Annotated in this window: 9 protein-coding genes; 1 reads left to right on the forward strand and 8 read right to left on the reverse strand. The window is 57.0% G+C overall.

All coding sequences use genetic code 11. The features are described from left to right. Window positions 1-15: 15 nt before the first annotated feature. The 8 genes from HUV30_RS14275 to HUV30_RS14310 form a co-directional block, all read right to left on the reverse strand. Complete coding sequence (locus tag HUV30_RS14275; protein WP_174406090.1) at window positions 16-3,231, reverse strand: FG-GAP-like repeat-containing protein; 3,216 nt, start codon at window positions 3,229-3,231, stop codon at window positions 16-18. Between the two features lie 391 nt (window positions 3,232-3,622). Then, window positions 3,623-4,525, reverse strand: a complete 903-nt coding sequence (rarD, locus tag HUV30_RS14280; protein ID WP_174406091.1) for an EamA family transporter RarD — start codon at window positions 4,523-4,525, stop codon at window positions 3,623-3,625. 101 nt (window positions 4,526-4,626) lie between these two features. Beyond that, window positions 4,627-5,181, reverse strand: a complete 555-nt coding sequence (locus HUV30_RS14285; protein ID WP_174406092.1) for a hypothetical protein — start codon at window positions 5,179-5,181, stop codon at window positions 4,627-4,629. Window positions 5,182-5,326: 145 nt separating this feature from the next. Further along, on the reverse strand, window positions 5,327-7,651 hold the full coding sequence (locus HUV30_RS14290) for an ABC transporter substrate binding protein (RefSeq protein ID WP_174406093.1): 2,325 nt from the start codon (window positions 7,649-7,651) through the stop codon (window positions 5,327-5,329). Between the two features lie 76 nt (window positions 7,652-7,727). Continuing rightward, a complete protein-coding gene (locus tag HUV30_RS14295; RefSeq protein WP_174406094.1) occupies window positions 7,728-8,849 on the reverse strand; it encodes a hypothetical protein in 1,122 nt (373 codons plus the stop codon). A gap of 124 nt (window positions 8,850-8,973) precedes the next feature. Then, complete coding sequence (locus tag HUV30_RS14300; protein ID WP_174406095.1) at window positions 8,974-11,004, reverse strand: methyl-accepting chemotaxis protein; 2,031 nt, start codon at window positions 11,002-11,004, stop codon at window positions 8,974-8,976. Window positions 11,005-11,187: 183 nt separating this feature from the next. Continuing rightward, window positions 11,188-12,468 carry an HlyD family type I secretion periplasmic adaptor subunit gene (locus tag HUV30_RS14305; protein WP_174406096.1) on the reverse strand — a complete coding sequence of 427 codons (1,281 nt, stop codon included), beginning with the start codon at window positions 12,466-12,468 and terminating at the stop codon, window positions 11,188-11,190. A gap of 2 nt (window positions 12,469-12,470) precedes the next feature. Next, a complete protein-coding gene (locus HUV30_RS14310; protein WP_174406097.1) occupies window positions 12,471-14,546 on the reverse strand; it encodes an ATP-binding cassette domain-containing protein in 2,076 nt (691 codons plus the stop codon). 254 nt (window positions 14,547-14,800) lie between these two features. Here HUV30_RS14310 and HUV30_RS14315 point away from each other — a divergent pair, with 254 nt between their 5' ends. Next, window positions 14,801-15,739, forward strand: coding sequence for a DMT family transporter (locus tag HUV30_RS14315; RefSeq protein WP_174406098.1), 939 nt, complete (start codon window positions 14,801-14,803; stop codon window positions 15,737-15,739). The last annotated feature ends 11 nt before the right edge of the window (window positions 15,740-15,750 follow it).

The raw sequence follows: 15,750 nt of genomic DNA on the forward strand, positions 1-15,750 counted from the left end.
CTGCAGGGCGGGACATCAAACGATGGCGTTCGGGTCTGTGAACGGCGTGTCCGTCAGATATATATCTGAGGCGGCCATGGCACCGGCACTGCCTGCCGTGGTCTGCGTAACCGTAGCAATGAGCACTTCATCGCCGGTGTGGCCCGTATCATTGTCGAAATACAGGTTGCCGTAAGCGGCATTACTGTCTGTCACTTCGTATACGAATCCGGCAGTACCACCTGCAAAGGTGCCGCCAGCCTCGGTGAAGCTCTGGCCATAGTGGTCTGCCTTGACCCAGTAGACAAAGTTGCCCGCTGAAAGCGCGGCATTATGCGCCAGCGAGCCGAACTGAGAACTCAGGAAGCTGAAAGTGTCGTCCGAATTGTTGAAGTCGTTTACCACATCTCCGGCATCCAGCTGTGATGAGTAATAGAATACATCATCCCCGTTACCGCCGGTAAGGGAGTCTCCGCCTGTTCCCCCCCAGAGGGTGTCGTTTCCGTCATCACCGAACAGCTGATCCGTGCCGGAATTGCCGAGCAGCAGATCGTCCCAGTAGCCCCCATGAATCTCGTCATTTCCGGAGCCGCCGGAAATACTATCGTGGCCATACGCCACACCGTTTTGATCTTCATCGCCGAACAGCACGTCATTGCCCGCCCCGCCGGAGATAAGGTCATTGCCCATGCCGCCGATGATGTAATCGGATCCCTCGTCGCCGGAAAGAGAGTCGTCTCCGCCCCCACCTTCTATGCTGTCATTACCGGCAAGGCCTGAAATCTTGTTGTCGAACCCGTTTCCGTACAGGGTATCGCCGTTGCCGAGCGAATCGGAGGCCGCAGAACCGATGATGTTATCCACAAGGTGCAACGAATCCGTGCCGTCGCCTCCCACGTCGGAGGTGGCAACGCCCTCACGCAGATCCACTGTTACCGGCGTGGCGGAGAGCTTGTAGCTCACCGTATTCTGTTCCGCCTCACTGAGCAGATTCTCATAAATCACGGCCGAATCAGTGCCGCCTGTATAGTGGATGACCACATCGTCCGCTTTTCCGTCGCCATCAAAGTCACCCACCATGACATCGTCGATGGTGTTGTCGGTCGACAGCAGCGCAGTTTTCTCGAACCACTGCCCGTCATTTACGTTGTGATAGATATACAGATCGTTGGCCGTGGCCACGAGCAGATCAAGGTCGCTGTTCCCGATGAAGTCGCCCACGGCCAGAGCCGCGATGGCAACGCCCGGGGTCTGTAGCGAGACCGAGCTTTCCGAATAGGAACCACCGTTATTCATGTACAGGCGCAGGGTATCATCGTCGGAGAAGAACAGGTCAAGGTCGCCATCTCCGTCCACATCGCCCAAGGCCATTCTCTGCTGCGAACCGGTCACATTGGCTTCGACAACCGAATAGCCCCAGTTTGAACCGTCATAATGGAAACACTTGAGGTGCGAGCCGTACTGGGTGAACACCTCGCGATAGTTGCCGTCTGCGCTGTTGACCTCTGCAACTGCAAGAATATCGCTGCCACCGAGTGCTCCCTGAATAGTCTGCGGTGTGCCTGCCCCGTTCGTATACCAGACCAGCTCACCGCCATTGCCCGAACCGCGCACAACGAGATCGTCAACCTGACCGTCGCCGTCCAGATCGGTGACCAACATCTTGTCCACGCTTCCGCTCAGGGAATCGAGGGTGTTGACGGTATCCTGCGCAAAGGTGCCGTTCCCCAGATTTTCATACCGGAGAATCTGCCCGCCTTCCATGCCGAGAAAGATGTCATTGTCCCCGTCATTATCGGAATCCCCAACGGCAAGCGCCGAGGTTGGATAATCGTTCGAGATGGTGTCTATGACATGTTCGGTGAGGGATATGGCGTGCGTGAGGGGATTCAGGGAAGTCTCGTACCAGGTAAGAGTGCTGTTGCCCCCTGAGTCCTGTGCGAGCAAGACCACTTCATAATCGCTGTCTGTGTCGATTCGGGCGAACGCGCCGTCTTCCAGCGAATCACCATCGTGCGTCACGGTTGCCATGACCTTCAGGCGATCTTCCTGTCCCTGTTCCGAGCCATAAATGGTGTCGTCACCCTTGCCGCCGACAAGCGTATCTGCCCCGCGGTTGCCCACAAGCGTATCGTCGCCGCCCAAGCCCGAAATGCTGTCACTGCCACTGGTGCCTTTCAGCAGATCCGGTCCGGATGTACCTGTGATTATGTTCACGCCGCTCACGGGTGGTGTGACGGTCTGCTCTGCAGGCGTGGTGTTTGTTTCAGTCTCAAGGGTATTCTGCGTGTCGGTTCCTTCGCCCGGAAGCCCGTGAGAACTGGAAATCAGAGCTGCTATCAGCCTTTCGAGAAGCTCGGCGGGATCAGTGGCCTCGGTGATATCGCCCCGCCCGAGAGCTCCCTGCGTCAGAAAATCGAGCGTGCCATCCGGCAGTCCAAGCAGAGCGGCGAGCGCGTCACCGCCGATAAGACTGAGCGCGGCGGTATCTGCAGGCCCCTGCCCGTCCGCTCCTTGCCCGTCCGGTCCCGCTCCGTCTGGTCCCGGTCCATCTGGTCCCGCTCCGTCTGGTCCCGGCCCATCTGGTTCCGGTCCAGCCCCACCTTCACCGCTTACGCCCTGCTTATCGCCGCCAGCGTCCCCATTGCCCGCCCCGCCAGCCGGAGGCTCGCCCCGTGAGGTAAGCGGAGCACTGGCCCGAATGGCATCGAAGACACTCCGGGGGACGGTAATAACCGCTCCCATGGGGATATTCGGATTAAAAGGCACGCCGCCGCTGGTGAAAGTTATTAGCTGCTGGTTGCCGAACTGGTCCTGCAGGATGATGGAACGGCCGCCCGAAAGCGATTCCGCAGCGTGCAGCTCGGTTCCGTCCGGAAGAATGCGGGAAACGGTGGTTGTACCGCGTATGCCGATGGTGGCAAGGGGGGATTCGAGACGTACACCATCCGGATTGTCTTCGGCAATCTGGCCGGTGGCCATGCGGTAGGTACCCTGTGCCATCTTGAAAAGAAAGCTGCTCTGCGCCGGAGCATTGGGATTGTAAACGTAGGAATCGAGGGTCAGTTCACTGTTGGGACCCTGCGAAAGAACGGTTTCATCATCAAACCGGATTTCGACCGAGGCACCGTCGCCCGTCCTGATGGCTTCGCCTTCAAACACGCCGCTTCCGGCAGAAAGCACGCGTTCCGCGCCATCGAGAACGGCAACAACCTTGCCCGCTGAGGATACGACACTTCCGATCTCTGCCATGACGAATCCCTCCCCCGACAAACAGACAATCAAAGACTACCCGCACCACAAAAGTACAGCAATACACCTTTGAGAACTTATAACACCTCTCCTTTCAAAAAGTCAGCACTTCATCCGAAGAAAGAGCAACCTTACAAAATTTATGTTCTGTTTTTCCTCAACGAATAACAATCTGCAAAAAAATACCCCCGTCCCGCTCTCCTGTGAAGAAGCGGGACGGGGTATGAAAACCCTGTATATGCCGGAAGATCTATGCGGATGGAAAAATGGACAGACGGGCCGAACAGACAGGCCGAGCGGGAGGCCGGACGGTCACTCCTGACACATCCTGCAAAATCAAAAGGCTGCCCCGGGTTCCGGCAGAAGCAGGCAATGCCAGCAGGAAACACCTCTACTTCCGCTTCAGAAATCTGTTCCTGAAGATGCCTTCGCCCGAATACAGCAGAAGGGCCGACCATATACAGCCGAAGGTGATCAGATGGTCAACGGTGAACTCTTCCTTGAACACGTACACCCCGAGCAAAAAGGCAATGCTGGGTGCCACATATTGCAGCAGCCCCAATGTGACCAGCCTGATGCGGCGTGCGCCATAAGCAAAACCGACAAGGGGAAGCGATGTCGCCACACCGGCACCGGCCAGCAGAAGGTCGATCGTCACTCCCATGGTGCCGAAAGCCCCTGTACCCTGCACATGCAGATACACCAGATAGCCCGTAACAAGCGGGGTGAGCACCAGTGTTTCAAACATGAGGCCGGGAATGGATTCCACAGAGGCGATTTTGCGGAGCAGACCGTAGAAGCTGAACGAAAAGGCGAGGCTGAGCGCGACCCACGGCAGCCGCCCGAACTGCACAAGCTGGTAGACAACGCCGCCGGCGGCAAGCGCTATGGCCACAAGCTGTACGGGACGCAGGCGGTCGCGGAAAAGCAGAAAGCCGAGCATGATGTTCACAAGCGGGTTGATATAGTAACCAAGGCTTGTTTCCAGCACATGCCCGCTGTTCACCGCCCAGATATACAGCCACCAGTTGATGCCTATAAGCACACTGCTGCAGGTCATTGTGAGCAGGGTTTTACGCGAGTGCAGGGCTTCTTTCAGTTCCTTCCATCTTCCGGTGAAAGTCACAATGCCGCCCACAAACACGGCAGACCACATAATACGGTGGCAGAGAATCTCGGTTGCGGGTACCCCGCCGAGCATTTTCCAGTACAGGGGCAGCAATCCCCACATGACAAAGGCCACACAGGCGGCAGCCATTCCCGAAGAGGCTGCAGAGGCAGAATCCGTTTTCATGTACACAACACTCCTGAACGTGCCTTCGGAATAATGCCGGAGGCCAAAATAAAAAACGCCGGAAGCCTTGCGGATTCCGGCGTTGCAGTCACGTACAGACGTTATTTCGCAAATGACCGGGTGAAAAGGCCTTCAATGGCTTCCACGCCTTCCTCATCGAGGAAGCGGGTGCCGGTGGCGGTGAAATGACGATGAGTGATCACCGGATTTTCAACAGCCTCCCATGCATCCTTTTCCCACTTGAACCAGCGGCTCTGAATCTGATCAAAAACATACAGCGGCTTGTTGCAGATCTTGGCGAATTCAGCACCCCAGCCGGTGCCGCCCTTGACGGTTCCGTCTTCCTGAATTTCGCCCACAACAAACACTTCATGCCCGCTGGAAACCTGCCAGCAGATGGACTGAAGCACCTTGCGGAAAAGAGGCGCGGTGGAATAGTTGCGGCTCATCAGACGGGAAACATAGGTCAGGCTCACGTCTTTCAGCGCAAGTTCCTCGCTGGTAAGCACCCGCACGCCTCTGGTACGGTCAACCTTGTGTCCTTCAAAGCTGTAGTTAACTTCCTGAAGCCCGTACTTCTCAGCCGTTTCTCCAAAACAGGTCTCGGTTCCGCGAGCACCGCCGCTGTACAGGATGCATTCCCTGGGATCAAGCATTCGGATTCCTCCAGCGTTGCAGAATGATATTGCCCTGCCATACCAGCGTTACAGGGTGGTCGTATTATACGCAATTAGCCATGAGTGTATAGCCCCCATGTACGGCCGCATGGCCGATGGGGAAAGAAGAGAACATGCGGATGCATCAACTCCCCGCCGGCAGCCGGAGGGATGTGACCACGCCTCCGGCGGGATGTTCATGCACAGCCAGAGAGCCGTTGTGCCGCAGAACGAAGAGCAGGTACACCAGGGTCAGCTCCGCCCCCATGTACGGCACAAGAAGCATCTGGCGCTGTGCAAAGGCATCGGGCAGCATGCGGAGCTGTTCGTTGTATTCCATCACGGGGTTGCGGACACGAACTTCGATCTCGCTCTGTGATGCCGAGGCTGTGACTGCAAGTTCTATCTCGCCCGACTGCCATACATCGGCGCATATCTTGCCGTGCCACCTGAAGAAACAGAGCAGCGCCAGTTCAAGCTCTTCGCGCACAAACAGCACCTCGGGTTTTCCTTCTTCCGAAAAGACAAACCGCACTCCGCGCTCATTGCCTGCAACGCCCAGCCATGCCTCAGTGGCAGCCAGATTGGCTGCCTTGCGGACCAGTTCACCAAGATTCACGGAAGAGAGCTTGTTTCTCTCTTCGTTCATAAAGACGGAAAGTTCTGCGCTCACCCTCGCCATGCCCTCGCTTGCCTCGCGAAGGCCCGACAGCATGCCGCTTATCCCCCTGCGGTTACAGTATGCGGTAATGGCTTCCATGGAAGTACCGCAAAGCCGGGCAGTTTCTTCATTCTCCGGCAGACTGCCGCCCAGCCTGCGATGAATATTCTGCACATCCAGCAAAATGGCGGACAGAGGGCTGTTGATCGACTTCGTCACCTCCGAAACAGTTCCGCCGAGCGAGAAAAGCCATTCGGCTCCCATCAGATACTGGACAATACGCACCTGCCCGCTGACATCCACGCATCGCACCAGCACCCTGTCGCTTTCCGAAGAACGGACGGGACAGACAAGAATATCGGCATACACAGCCACACCGCCGAGCATGACAGGGCTGTTCGATATGTGCACAGCCTCTCTGCGCGCCAGGACAAGATCAATCCGCGATGGTGCCAGCGGCAGAGAAGAGAAAATGGTGAAGAAGTCCTTCCCTGCCCCAAGCTTGCCGGGAATTGTCGCCCACTGCTCCGCATTCCGGTTCCAGTCCACAATGCGTCCATCGCAGTCCAGTAACACAAGCGCTTCCGGCAGGCTGTCTATGATGGATTTGAAAGATTCCTGTGAATCCAGCAGCCCCCTGCGTGCCGCATCAAGCCTGTTCTGCGCCTCCATACGCTGTAAGTGCTTTCTATGCCTGAACAGCACTACCAGGCCCGCAACTCCGGCAAGAATAACGGCCATAGCCACGTACATGGCTCTTGAGTCTGAAAGAATGCGGGTAAAAGAATGAGGAACAGGATTCACAAGCTCCGCACCGGATGGCAGACGCGAGACATCAAGATGCCAGCGGGCCATGAGCGAGGCATCGAACATGCACACGTTGGGGCTTTTATCTGTCACCGGAATGCTGCCGGGAGATTTGCCGTTGTGCAGAATATCAAGCACCATCAAAGCAGCCGCACGGGCCTGATGGTAGTGGCTGACCACTATGCCCCCCATGAGTCCGCCGCCTATGCCATGCCGCCAGAGATGATATACCGGCACGGGACTGGCGGAAACGACTCTCTTCATCCCCGTTGCAAAGTCATAACGGACTCCGCGGACATCTCCGTATGCCGAGAGGAGCAGCAGCGCCGTATCCTGCTGCAGATGCTTCAGCTGTTCCTCAAGCTCGTTCCAGCTCAGCCGGGCAAGGTCCATCGCATCCAGCGTGCCGGAGGGATACTCGCCCTTCAGCTGCAGGAAGGACCGCAAATCGCCCCTGCCGCTCAACGTGTCATCCGCTATGGCTATGACCCGTTTGACGGAAGGACTCAGGGTGAAGATGAGGTCGATGGTCGGCTTCAGCGAAACGGCTTCAATGACGCCGGTGACACCCGGGTCCCCGTTCATGGACAAGGCAAAGTCCACGTCATTCACCCCGCAGAAGACTATGGGAAGGCCCTTGAAAAGCGTATCCCTGTAGCGCAGGGCAAAATGCAGGGCGTTATCGTCCGAGGTAAGCACCGCAGCATAGGCAGGACGCCTCTGCAGTTTGTAGGCGAGGGGTTTTGCCGCCAGCTCAGTTATCTGTTCGTCCGGATGACGCTTTGTATCGAGGTATTCAACATCCATCTCCACGCCCACGGGCGCAAATACGGACATGGCACCATCGTGCACCAGACCGGCCGTGGGAAATTCGGGATGATAGGAATTGAGTTGCAGAACCCTATATGCACCGGACGCCTCTGAAATCATGGAGAATCCCAGAAAAATCAGGCAGGGCAGCAGATATTTCAGTATCCGTATGGCAGTGGATTGCAGATTCATACCTTACAATAGCGCCCGAGGCTGACTACGTGCAAGGTAATGCCGTAAAATATCAATGGTCGAAAAGGCGTTCCATTCAGATTCCCCGCGCCAGCACCCTGGAAAGCCGCGCATTGAGCCAATGCAGGTCGCCTACAGTCAGGGGAAAGAGACCGGGATTGAGCTTTGCCACGATAAGGGTGTTGCCGTCACGGGTAAGCACTTCAAGCGTGCACCTGCGATAGCGGGGAGCGTTTACCCTGAACGCCATGACCTGCTGTCTGGGAATGGAAAACGATTCCTTTTCGTTATCAAGGCAGTAATATCCGCAGTGCAGTTCTTCATCATCCAGCGCCACGTATCCGCTGCACAGGGCCCCGTGCAAAAAACGCCACGAAATCTGATAGGCAAGCACCCCTGCAATGATGGTGGCGGCCACGGCAACCCAATGATTACCGTCTTCCTTGAGGAACTCCAGAATGCCCATGGCACCTATGCCCAGCATACCCACACCCACAAGGGCCATGAGTCCCATGACAACAAGGCCGGATGAGAGCGTCCACACATAGCCTGCGCCGCGCCTGTCTTCCCTGTAACGGATGACGGAACCGGGCGGGGGGGAATCCGGTGCAGCACCTGCGTCGGCAGCATAGGTTGCGGTTGCCTCGTGCGCTGCATCCAATCCTGCATCATCCACCACGGGCAGTCCCGTGCGCTTGGCAAGCAGATTGGCAAGAGTCACAATTTCCTGCGCAGTGACGGATTTGTCCATGGTTTCATAGCCTGAATCGCGGCGGAGAATATCCAGCGTGAATTCCGGCCTGCCCGGGCGCTTGGAGGCGTGCACAAGTTCTTCCTTTCTGTCATGCACGGAAACATTCACCATGCGGACGACGCGGGCAATGCGCAGGGCTGCTATCTCGCTGAAAGGAATGACATAGATATCCGTCTTCTGGCGCCCCATGACGTAGACAGCCTTATCGGCAATGTTCACCTCATAGGCCCTCTTCTGGCTTCTCACCAGAATGGCTGTAAGAAAAAATGCGCAGGCAACCATCAGCAGCACTACCATCTGCAGGTGCTGCCCTGTCTGCAAGGCTGCGGCAACGCCGAAAGCACAGCCAATGACAATACAACAGCCCATGGCAACGGCAGGCACCATGCTCGGGACCAGACGGATAACCGATTCGTTTTCTTCTGCAATTCGTAAGAGGCTCATGGACGGCACTCTATCCTCAACGCCTTTCCGGGGCAATGAAAAGCGCGAAGAATACAAAAAAAGCGCCCGCCGGGGCGGGCGCTTTGCTGCGCTACTTATGGCCGTAATCCGGCACTACACAAAGCTAGAAGCGTTCAAAATCATCATCTGACGCTTCCTTCATATCCAGCGCAATGCCTGCGCCGGATGATGCGCCCGATGCCCCGCCGGAAGACTTGCCGGAAGCGGCCAGCTTACGGGGCTTTCCGGCTCCTCCGCCCGCCTTGTTTCTTGCGGGCTGCGCATAGCCGGCCTTAACCTGTCTGGGGGCCTGAGCATGCACCGAAGAGCCGCTGTGATGGTCAATCTTGAAGAAGGCAATGTTCTGCATGAGCTGTTCAGCCTGCGAAGCCAACTCTTCCGAAGTGGATGCCATTTCTTCGGATGCCGATGCGTTCTGCTGCACAACCGTGTCGAGCTGCTGTATGGCCTTGTTGATCTGTTCGGCTCCGGAATTCTGCTCGTTGCTGGCTGCGGCAATTTCCTGCACAAGGTTCGCCGTTTTTTGAATGTCAGGCACAATCTTGTTCAGCATCTCACCGGCAGCCTGCGCCACCTGAACACTTGAGGATGACAGCTCGCTTATCTCGGCTGCGGCCTCACCCGAACGTTCGGCAAGCTTGCGTACTTCCGATGCGACCACCGCAAAGCCCTTGCCGTGTTCTCCGGCCCGCGCGGCCTCAATGGCGGCGTTCAGCGCAAGCAGGTTGGTCTGGCGGGCTATTTCCTCGATAATGGAAATCTTCTCGGCAATCTTGTTCATGGCTTCAACAGTGCGGGAGACCGCCCTGCCACCTTCTTCCGCGTCTCTGGCGGCCTTAAGCGACATCTGCTCGGTCTGGGCTGCGTTTTCGGCATTCTGCCGAATGTTGGAGGCCATTTCCTCCATGGAGGAAGAAATCTCTTCCACTGCGGCAGCCTGTTCGGTTGCTCCCTGAGACATGCTGGTGCTTGAGGCGGCAAGCTCTTCGCTGCCGGACGAAACATTTTCGGCAGCGCTCTGCACCTCACCCACCACCTCACGCAGACGGCCCACCATGGTGCGCAGGGCATCGGCAAGCATGCCCACTTCATCCCGCTGGTTCACGTCCACGGTTGCCCGCAGGTCGCCACCGGAAAGCAGCTGCGCAAAGGCAATGCCCTTTGCCAACGGAACGGTGATTCCTCTGGTAATGAACACCGCAAGCAGCACGGCAACAACAATGGCAAATGCGGACATAGCGCTCATTATGGATACCGCGCTCTGAATCTGGGCATCCATTTTGTCCTTCTGGTTATTACGCGCTTCTTCGCAAATGGCGCGTGCTTCGCGCGCGCTCGCAATCATGTTGGTGTTAGCCTTGTCCTGTTCCTGCATCATGCCGTGGTACAGGCGGAAGCCATCGTGATATGTCTTCACCGAAGCCTTGAGCGCATCTATGGATGCAAGGTTCTCCTTGCTCTCAAGACGGGTGCGCAGGTCGGCTGTCAGCTCCAGAACTTTGGCCATGTCATCGTCCACCGCTGCGGCGTATTTGGCATCGGAAGAGATGATCAGTTCCTTTTCGTTCTTGCGGGCATCAAGGAACCACTTGATGATACGGTTTGCGTCATCGGCATTGCGCAGCTTCAGGTCCACAAGGGCCGATGCGGCTCCGGCGGCCCGCAACTGAACCAGCTGCTGCTTGAGATTGGCGCGGATGTCTTCCGCTTCAGACAGCACTGCCTGCGCGTTCGCCCGCATCTTATCCATCATGGCAAAACGTTCGTTACTCCCCTTCACATACAGCAGGAAGGACGAGTCGTATTTGCCTACCGCAGCGGAAACATCATCCATCTGTTTCAGATTGACGGGATCGCTGAACTTGACCCTGCTGTCTGCAATCTGCTTGTGCATGGACACGATGATCTCAGCATGCTTCTTACGTGATTCATCGTCTCGCCGGATAATGAAGTTCTTTTCCTGCAGACGGGCATCCATGATCAACTTGACCAGCCGGTTCATGTCGTCCGCCTTGCCCACCCGCTCTTCAATGCCCCATATGCCGCTCAGTCCCACCCAGGCGACAACCAGAGTAAGACCTATCAACGCGCCGAAACCGATGGCCAATTTCCAGGCCAGCTTAAGATTCTTCATGGATACGCTCCAGCTGAGAAGATGATAAATGCTCACAGAATAACAAGCGTTCACTCTCAAAGAACACCTTAACGAATAAAGAACAATACGAAAAGAATGAAGGAAAATTATCATGTTCGCAAAAAAACCGGCCAAAAGGCCGGTTTTCAACAAACATACGAAGTATGATTACCCCATGCTATATCAGCGCTCCTGCATGGAGAAGGTAAGAGACGACATGAAGGGAGAAAGAATATACTCAAGCACTGTGCGAGATCCGGTATGTATGGAACACGCGACAACCATGCCGGGATAGAGGCAGTAGCGGTTATTTCCACGCTCAAAGCAGGAATTTTCTGTCTCTATACGCACCTTGTAGAATGTCTTGCCCTGCCTGTCCACGACCACATCAGGTGATATGCGGGCAACGGAACCCTTAATGCGACCGAAACGCCGTGCATCTGCCGAGGTCAACGATATTCTGACATCCTGCCCGAGAGCCACATAGCCTATATCATTGACCGGAAGGTGCGCCTCCACAACCAGCTTGTCACTTGTGGGAACAATGGTCATTACGGTGCCGCCCGGCTCCACGACTTCTCCGGGAGCGGCAAAAGCCAATTGCTTCACCACACCGTCCACGGGCGAACGCAGCACTGTCCGCTTCAGGGTATCCTCAAACTTCTTCATGCGCTCGGAGAGTTCGTCGTATTCCTGCTGCGCCCTGCGTTCATCCTCGCGGGCCTTTTCACGGAACTGTGATTCCACACGATCCGCCGCGGTAACCGCCTCCGAATATTGCGAACGCATTTTCCCCAACTGGGCTTTATCCTGCTCGATGCGGCTTTCGAGATTGTTTACTTCGCGCTGCAGCTGAATATACTTCAGCTCTGTCGCCAGCTGTTCCTTGAAAAGTTCTTCCGTTATCTTCATTTCTTTGCGCAGCAGTACCAGCGCATCGCGCTGCTTTTCGATACGCACCGTCACACTGCGAACCTCCTGCTCACTCTGGATGATCTGCTGCCGCCGCTCGGCCAGCTGCCCTGCCAGAGTGTCCATGGAAGAAGCAAACAGTCTGCGCGCGGCGGCCACCTTATCGGGCAGGGTCGCCTGAATATTCATGGGTACCACCAGATCAGCAGCCAGATTGGACATTGCCTGATACCGGAGAATGTCTACACGCAGCGATTCAAGCCGGACACGCACTTCCTCGACTGATGACCCCTGCTGGGTTCCTTCCAGTTCCACAAGTTCCTGCCCCTGCGTGACCACCTCGCCCTCGCGCACCTTGATTTCCCGTATGATTCCCCCTTCCAGATGCTGAACCCGCTTGACCAGCGAGGATGGAACCACCTCGCCCTCGGCCAGACTCACGATATCCAGCCTGCCCACGCTCGCCCAGAGGAGAAAGGCAACACACCCCGCCATACAGAGCCACAGGAAGGCCCGCGTTGTGGTATCCAGCTGCAGATGGGAACCGTTCATTTTCATCGTCCCGTCCCCTCTTCGCCGGAAGGCGTCGATTCTTCAACCGGTGCGGCGGCTGCATTCTTTAAAGAATCACTATTCTCCCGGCCAGTGGCCCGGCCAGCATTCCGGCCGTCACCCTGCTCCGCACCCTGATTTGAATCCGGTCCCGTGAACTGTTGCATACTCGGGTCAGCTTCTGCGCCTGTCTCACCTTGCGCCCTTTCGCCGGAACCGGTGTCCGCTTCGGCAAGCGATGCCGTTACTTCATTCCCTTCATTCCCTGCATTCCCTGCATCCCCTGACGGGACTCCGATACCGGAAACATGTTCAAGTGGCGTGCCCTGTCCGGACGCACGGGGGGACACGCTGCGCGCCCTGCCCGAAATAACCGGCACCGGCTTACTGCCCAGATCAAGCTTCTGCCCTGCTATGCGCTCGAAACCGGGATCGGCGGAGACAACCACAACGGTGCGTCCTTCCCTGATCATATTGATGACATAGCGGAACACAGCCTGACGTCCGGAAAAATCCAGAGCTTCAGTCGGTTCATCAAGAACAACCAGCCTGCCTCCCGTCATCATGGCACGGGCCAGCGCAATGCGCTTTTTCACCCCCATGGAAAGAGAACGCCCTGCATCCTCCAGCATGAGCTCCAGCCCTCCGGAACGGGAAAACACAAAGGACGCAAGGTCAGCGTCATTAATGGCACGGTTCAGTGCGGTTTCATCCGATCCAGCCCCGTTGGGAGCAGCCTTGCCCGGTACAACATTACCAGACGCGGCATCACCAGACGCGGCCCCGCATGGCGTGGTCTGTCCGATACAAATATTCTCCCGCAGCGTTGCGGGAAAGAGCACCGTTTCCTGCGGCAGGTAGCATATCTGCTGCCGCCACCAGTCAGGGGCGATCTGGCGCAGTGTAATGCCGTCTGCCACAATTTCGCCCCGCGCAGGTTCCACAAGCCCTGCCAGCATACGGGCAAAGGTAGTCTTACCGGCACCGTTGGGGCCCTGCACAACGGTCAGCATGCCCGGAACAAGTACCATGGATAGCGATTCGAACAGCGGAGAATGGCTCCCCGGCCAGCCGAATGCCACATCGCGCAGTTCCAGCCTGCCGGCAAAGGTATCGCGCGCAGTGCCGGATGTCGGTTCCTGCGGCAGCGAGAGAAAACGAAGGAGATCATGGCGGGCAGATCGCGCGCGGGCCGCAAGCGACAACGAAGAGGCCAGTCCGCCAGCTGCGGACAATGCACGGGAAGCGAGAATGTTCACACCGATGAGAACCCCGACCGAGATATCGCCGTTCACCACCTGCATGGCTCCCACGGAATAGATGCCCACACTCTGCAGCATGGCGATGACCGAACCGGCAGACCGCCCCTTCTCGCGCGACAGAGTCAACGCAAAACGCAGTGCTTCCAGCCCCGCATTCCGCTCGCTCCATGCGCGGCGGACAAATCCCGCACACCGGAAGGCCCGCACGGTATCTGCACCTTCCAGCACAGAAGCCGTCATGCGGCGCTTTTCTGCCTCTTCCCTGTCCATGTCGTGCGCAAGCTGTGCCTGTGCGTCGTTGTTCCGGCGGTTGAGTGCCGCCATAAGAACCATCCCGATCAGTCCCACAAGAGCAAGGGGAGGAGAAAGAAGAAAGGCCACCCCCAGATACAGCAGTGCGAACGGGGCATCGAGCAACTGCAACGCCACGGCAGAATCGGATGCGGCCCGTATGGCGGCAGCCCGTGCGGGAATTTCGTAAGCAGCCCTCACCACCTCAGGCCCCATGGCCTGCGCCCGGATGCGGAGCATGGCCTCGTGTCCCGCCGCGGCAAGGCGTTCATCTTCATCCCCCATTACCACCACAGCAAGACGCGTACGTATGGCATTGAAGGCATACAGCAGGGCCGTTGCCACCACCATGCCGGAGGTGAGAGTGATCAACGTACCGTCGAAGCCGAAAGCAACGTAGCGGTTGAGCACCTGAATGACGAAGATGGGTGATGCCAGATTGAGCAGCGTGACAAAGAAGGTGGCCAGAACCAGTTCGAATGCGGCAAACGGCCGTGCGGCCATGCGTCTGAATAATTCGCCCACGGGCACTCCTTCCATTGATGGTCAATAGTCCTGCTATGATACACCGCATTGCCGGTCTATGCAATGAAGGGGCGCACACACGCACCATGGCGTATCAATCTTTTTTCTCCGGACAACACATGCAATTAACACTCTGAAATTAAACATTTTATAAACAGAATCATTCGCTCAACGGCTTTGATAGCTTCTCCCCCTTGATATTTTTATGTTTTTACAGCAAGTTATATTCCAATATGATAGCCGTATCCTCTCATATGAAGGGTTATGCCTTCGTCCTTCTGGCCGCATCCATGTGGGCCTTGCTCGGGCCTGTCGCCAAATTCGGCCTTGCTGCGGGCATGACGCCGCTTGAACTTGCCTTCTGGCGTGCGGCAAGCGGCACGCTGCTTTTCGGCATTCACGCACGCAGAACTGGCACCATGCGGGCCCGCCCCAAAGACATTCCCGTCTTTCTGGTGTTCGGCTGTACGGGTGTTGCACTATTTTTCGGCTCATACCAGCTTGCGGTGCAGGGTGCCGGAGCGGCCCTTGCATCCATCCTGCTGTACACGGCCCCCGCATGGGTGGCCCTGCTCTCACGGCTGCTCTTCGGCGAGCCGCTCTCCCGCATGAAAACAATGGCTCTGGGGCTGGCCATGTGCGGAGCAGGACTCGTATGCCTTTCTGGCGGCATCGGGCATTCTGTCACCACGGCGGGCATTCTGTTCGGCCTGCTTTCCGGATTCACCTATTCACTGCACTACATTTTCGGAAAGACATATCTTGAAACGTATTCATCGGTTACGCTGTATATGTGGAGTCTTCCCGCAGGCGCTTTGGCACTGCTGCCGTGGGTTGAGTTCACTCCGCCAACCCCGACAGGCGTTGCCGTCATTCTCGTGCTGGGCGTTGTGTGTACCTATGGAGCCTACTATGCCTACTGCGAAGGGCTGAAACGTCTGGAAGCAACGCGCGTAGCTGTCATTGCCAATGCGGAACCGGTTCTTGCAGCACTGCTCGCACTCTGGTGGTGGGACGAGCTGCTTTCTCCCCTCGGTTATTTTGGCGGCGCGCTGGTGCTCGGGGCCGTCATGCTCATCGTTTTCGACAGACCCGCTGTTCCCTCGCAAGGCTCTTCCCGCGAGGACGAAGGCTCCCCTGCATGCGCCCCGGCGGTACACGAAACTGCTGCGGTGCGCGAAACTGCACTATAACGCCTCCACCA

Source organism: Desulfovibrio subterraneus (genome assembly GCF_013340285.1).
GTDB classification, from domain to species: Bacteria; Desulfobacterota; Desulfovibrionia; order Desulfovibrionales; family Desulfovibrionaceae; genus Halodesulfovibrio; species Halodesulfovibrio subterraneus.

Bases quoted from the DNA above. Each gene is read 5' to 3' on its own strand.
- HUV30_RS14275 (WP_174406090.1), bottom strand. From the start codon at position 3,231: ATGGCAGAGATCGGAAGTGTCGTATCCTCAGCGGGCAAGGTTGTTGCC.
- rarD (WP_174406091.1), bottom strand. From the start codon at position 4,525: ATGAAAACGGATTCTGCCTCTGCAGCCTCTTCGGGAATGGCTGCCGCC.
- HUV30_RS14285 (WP_174406092.1), bottom strand. From the start codon at position 5,181: ATGCTTGATCCCAGGGAATGCATCCTGTACAGCGGCGGTGCTCGCGGA.
- HUV30_RS14290 (WP_174406093.1), bottom strand. From the start codon at position 7,651: ATGAATCTGCAATCCACTGCCATACGGATACTGAAATATCTGCTGCCC.
- HUV30_RS14295 (WP_174406094.1), bottom strand. From the start codon at position 8,849: ATGAGCCTCTTACGAATTGCAGAAGAAAACGAATCGGTTATCCGTCTG.
- HUV30_RS14300 (WP_174406095.1), bottom strand. From the start codon at position 11,004: ATGAAGAATCTTAAGCTGGCCTGGAAATTGGCCATCGGTTTCGGCGCG.
- HUV30_RS14305 (WP_174406096.1), bottom strand. From the start codon at position 12,468: ATGAACGGTTCCCATCTGCAGCTGGATACCACAACGCGGGCCTTCCTG.
- HUV30_RS14315 (WP_174406098.1), top strand. From the start codon at position 14,801: ATGAAGGGTTATGCCTTCGTCCTTCTGGCCGCATCCATGTGGGCCTTG.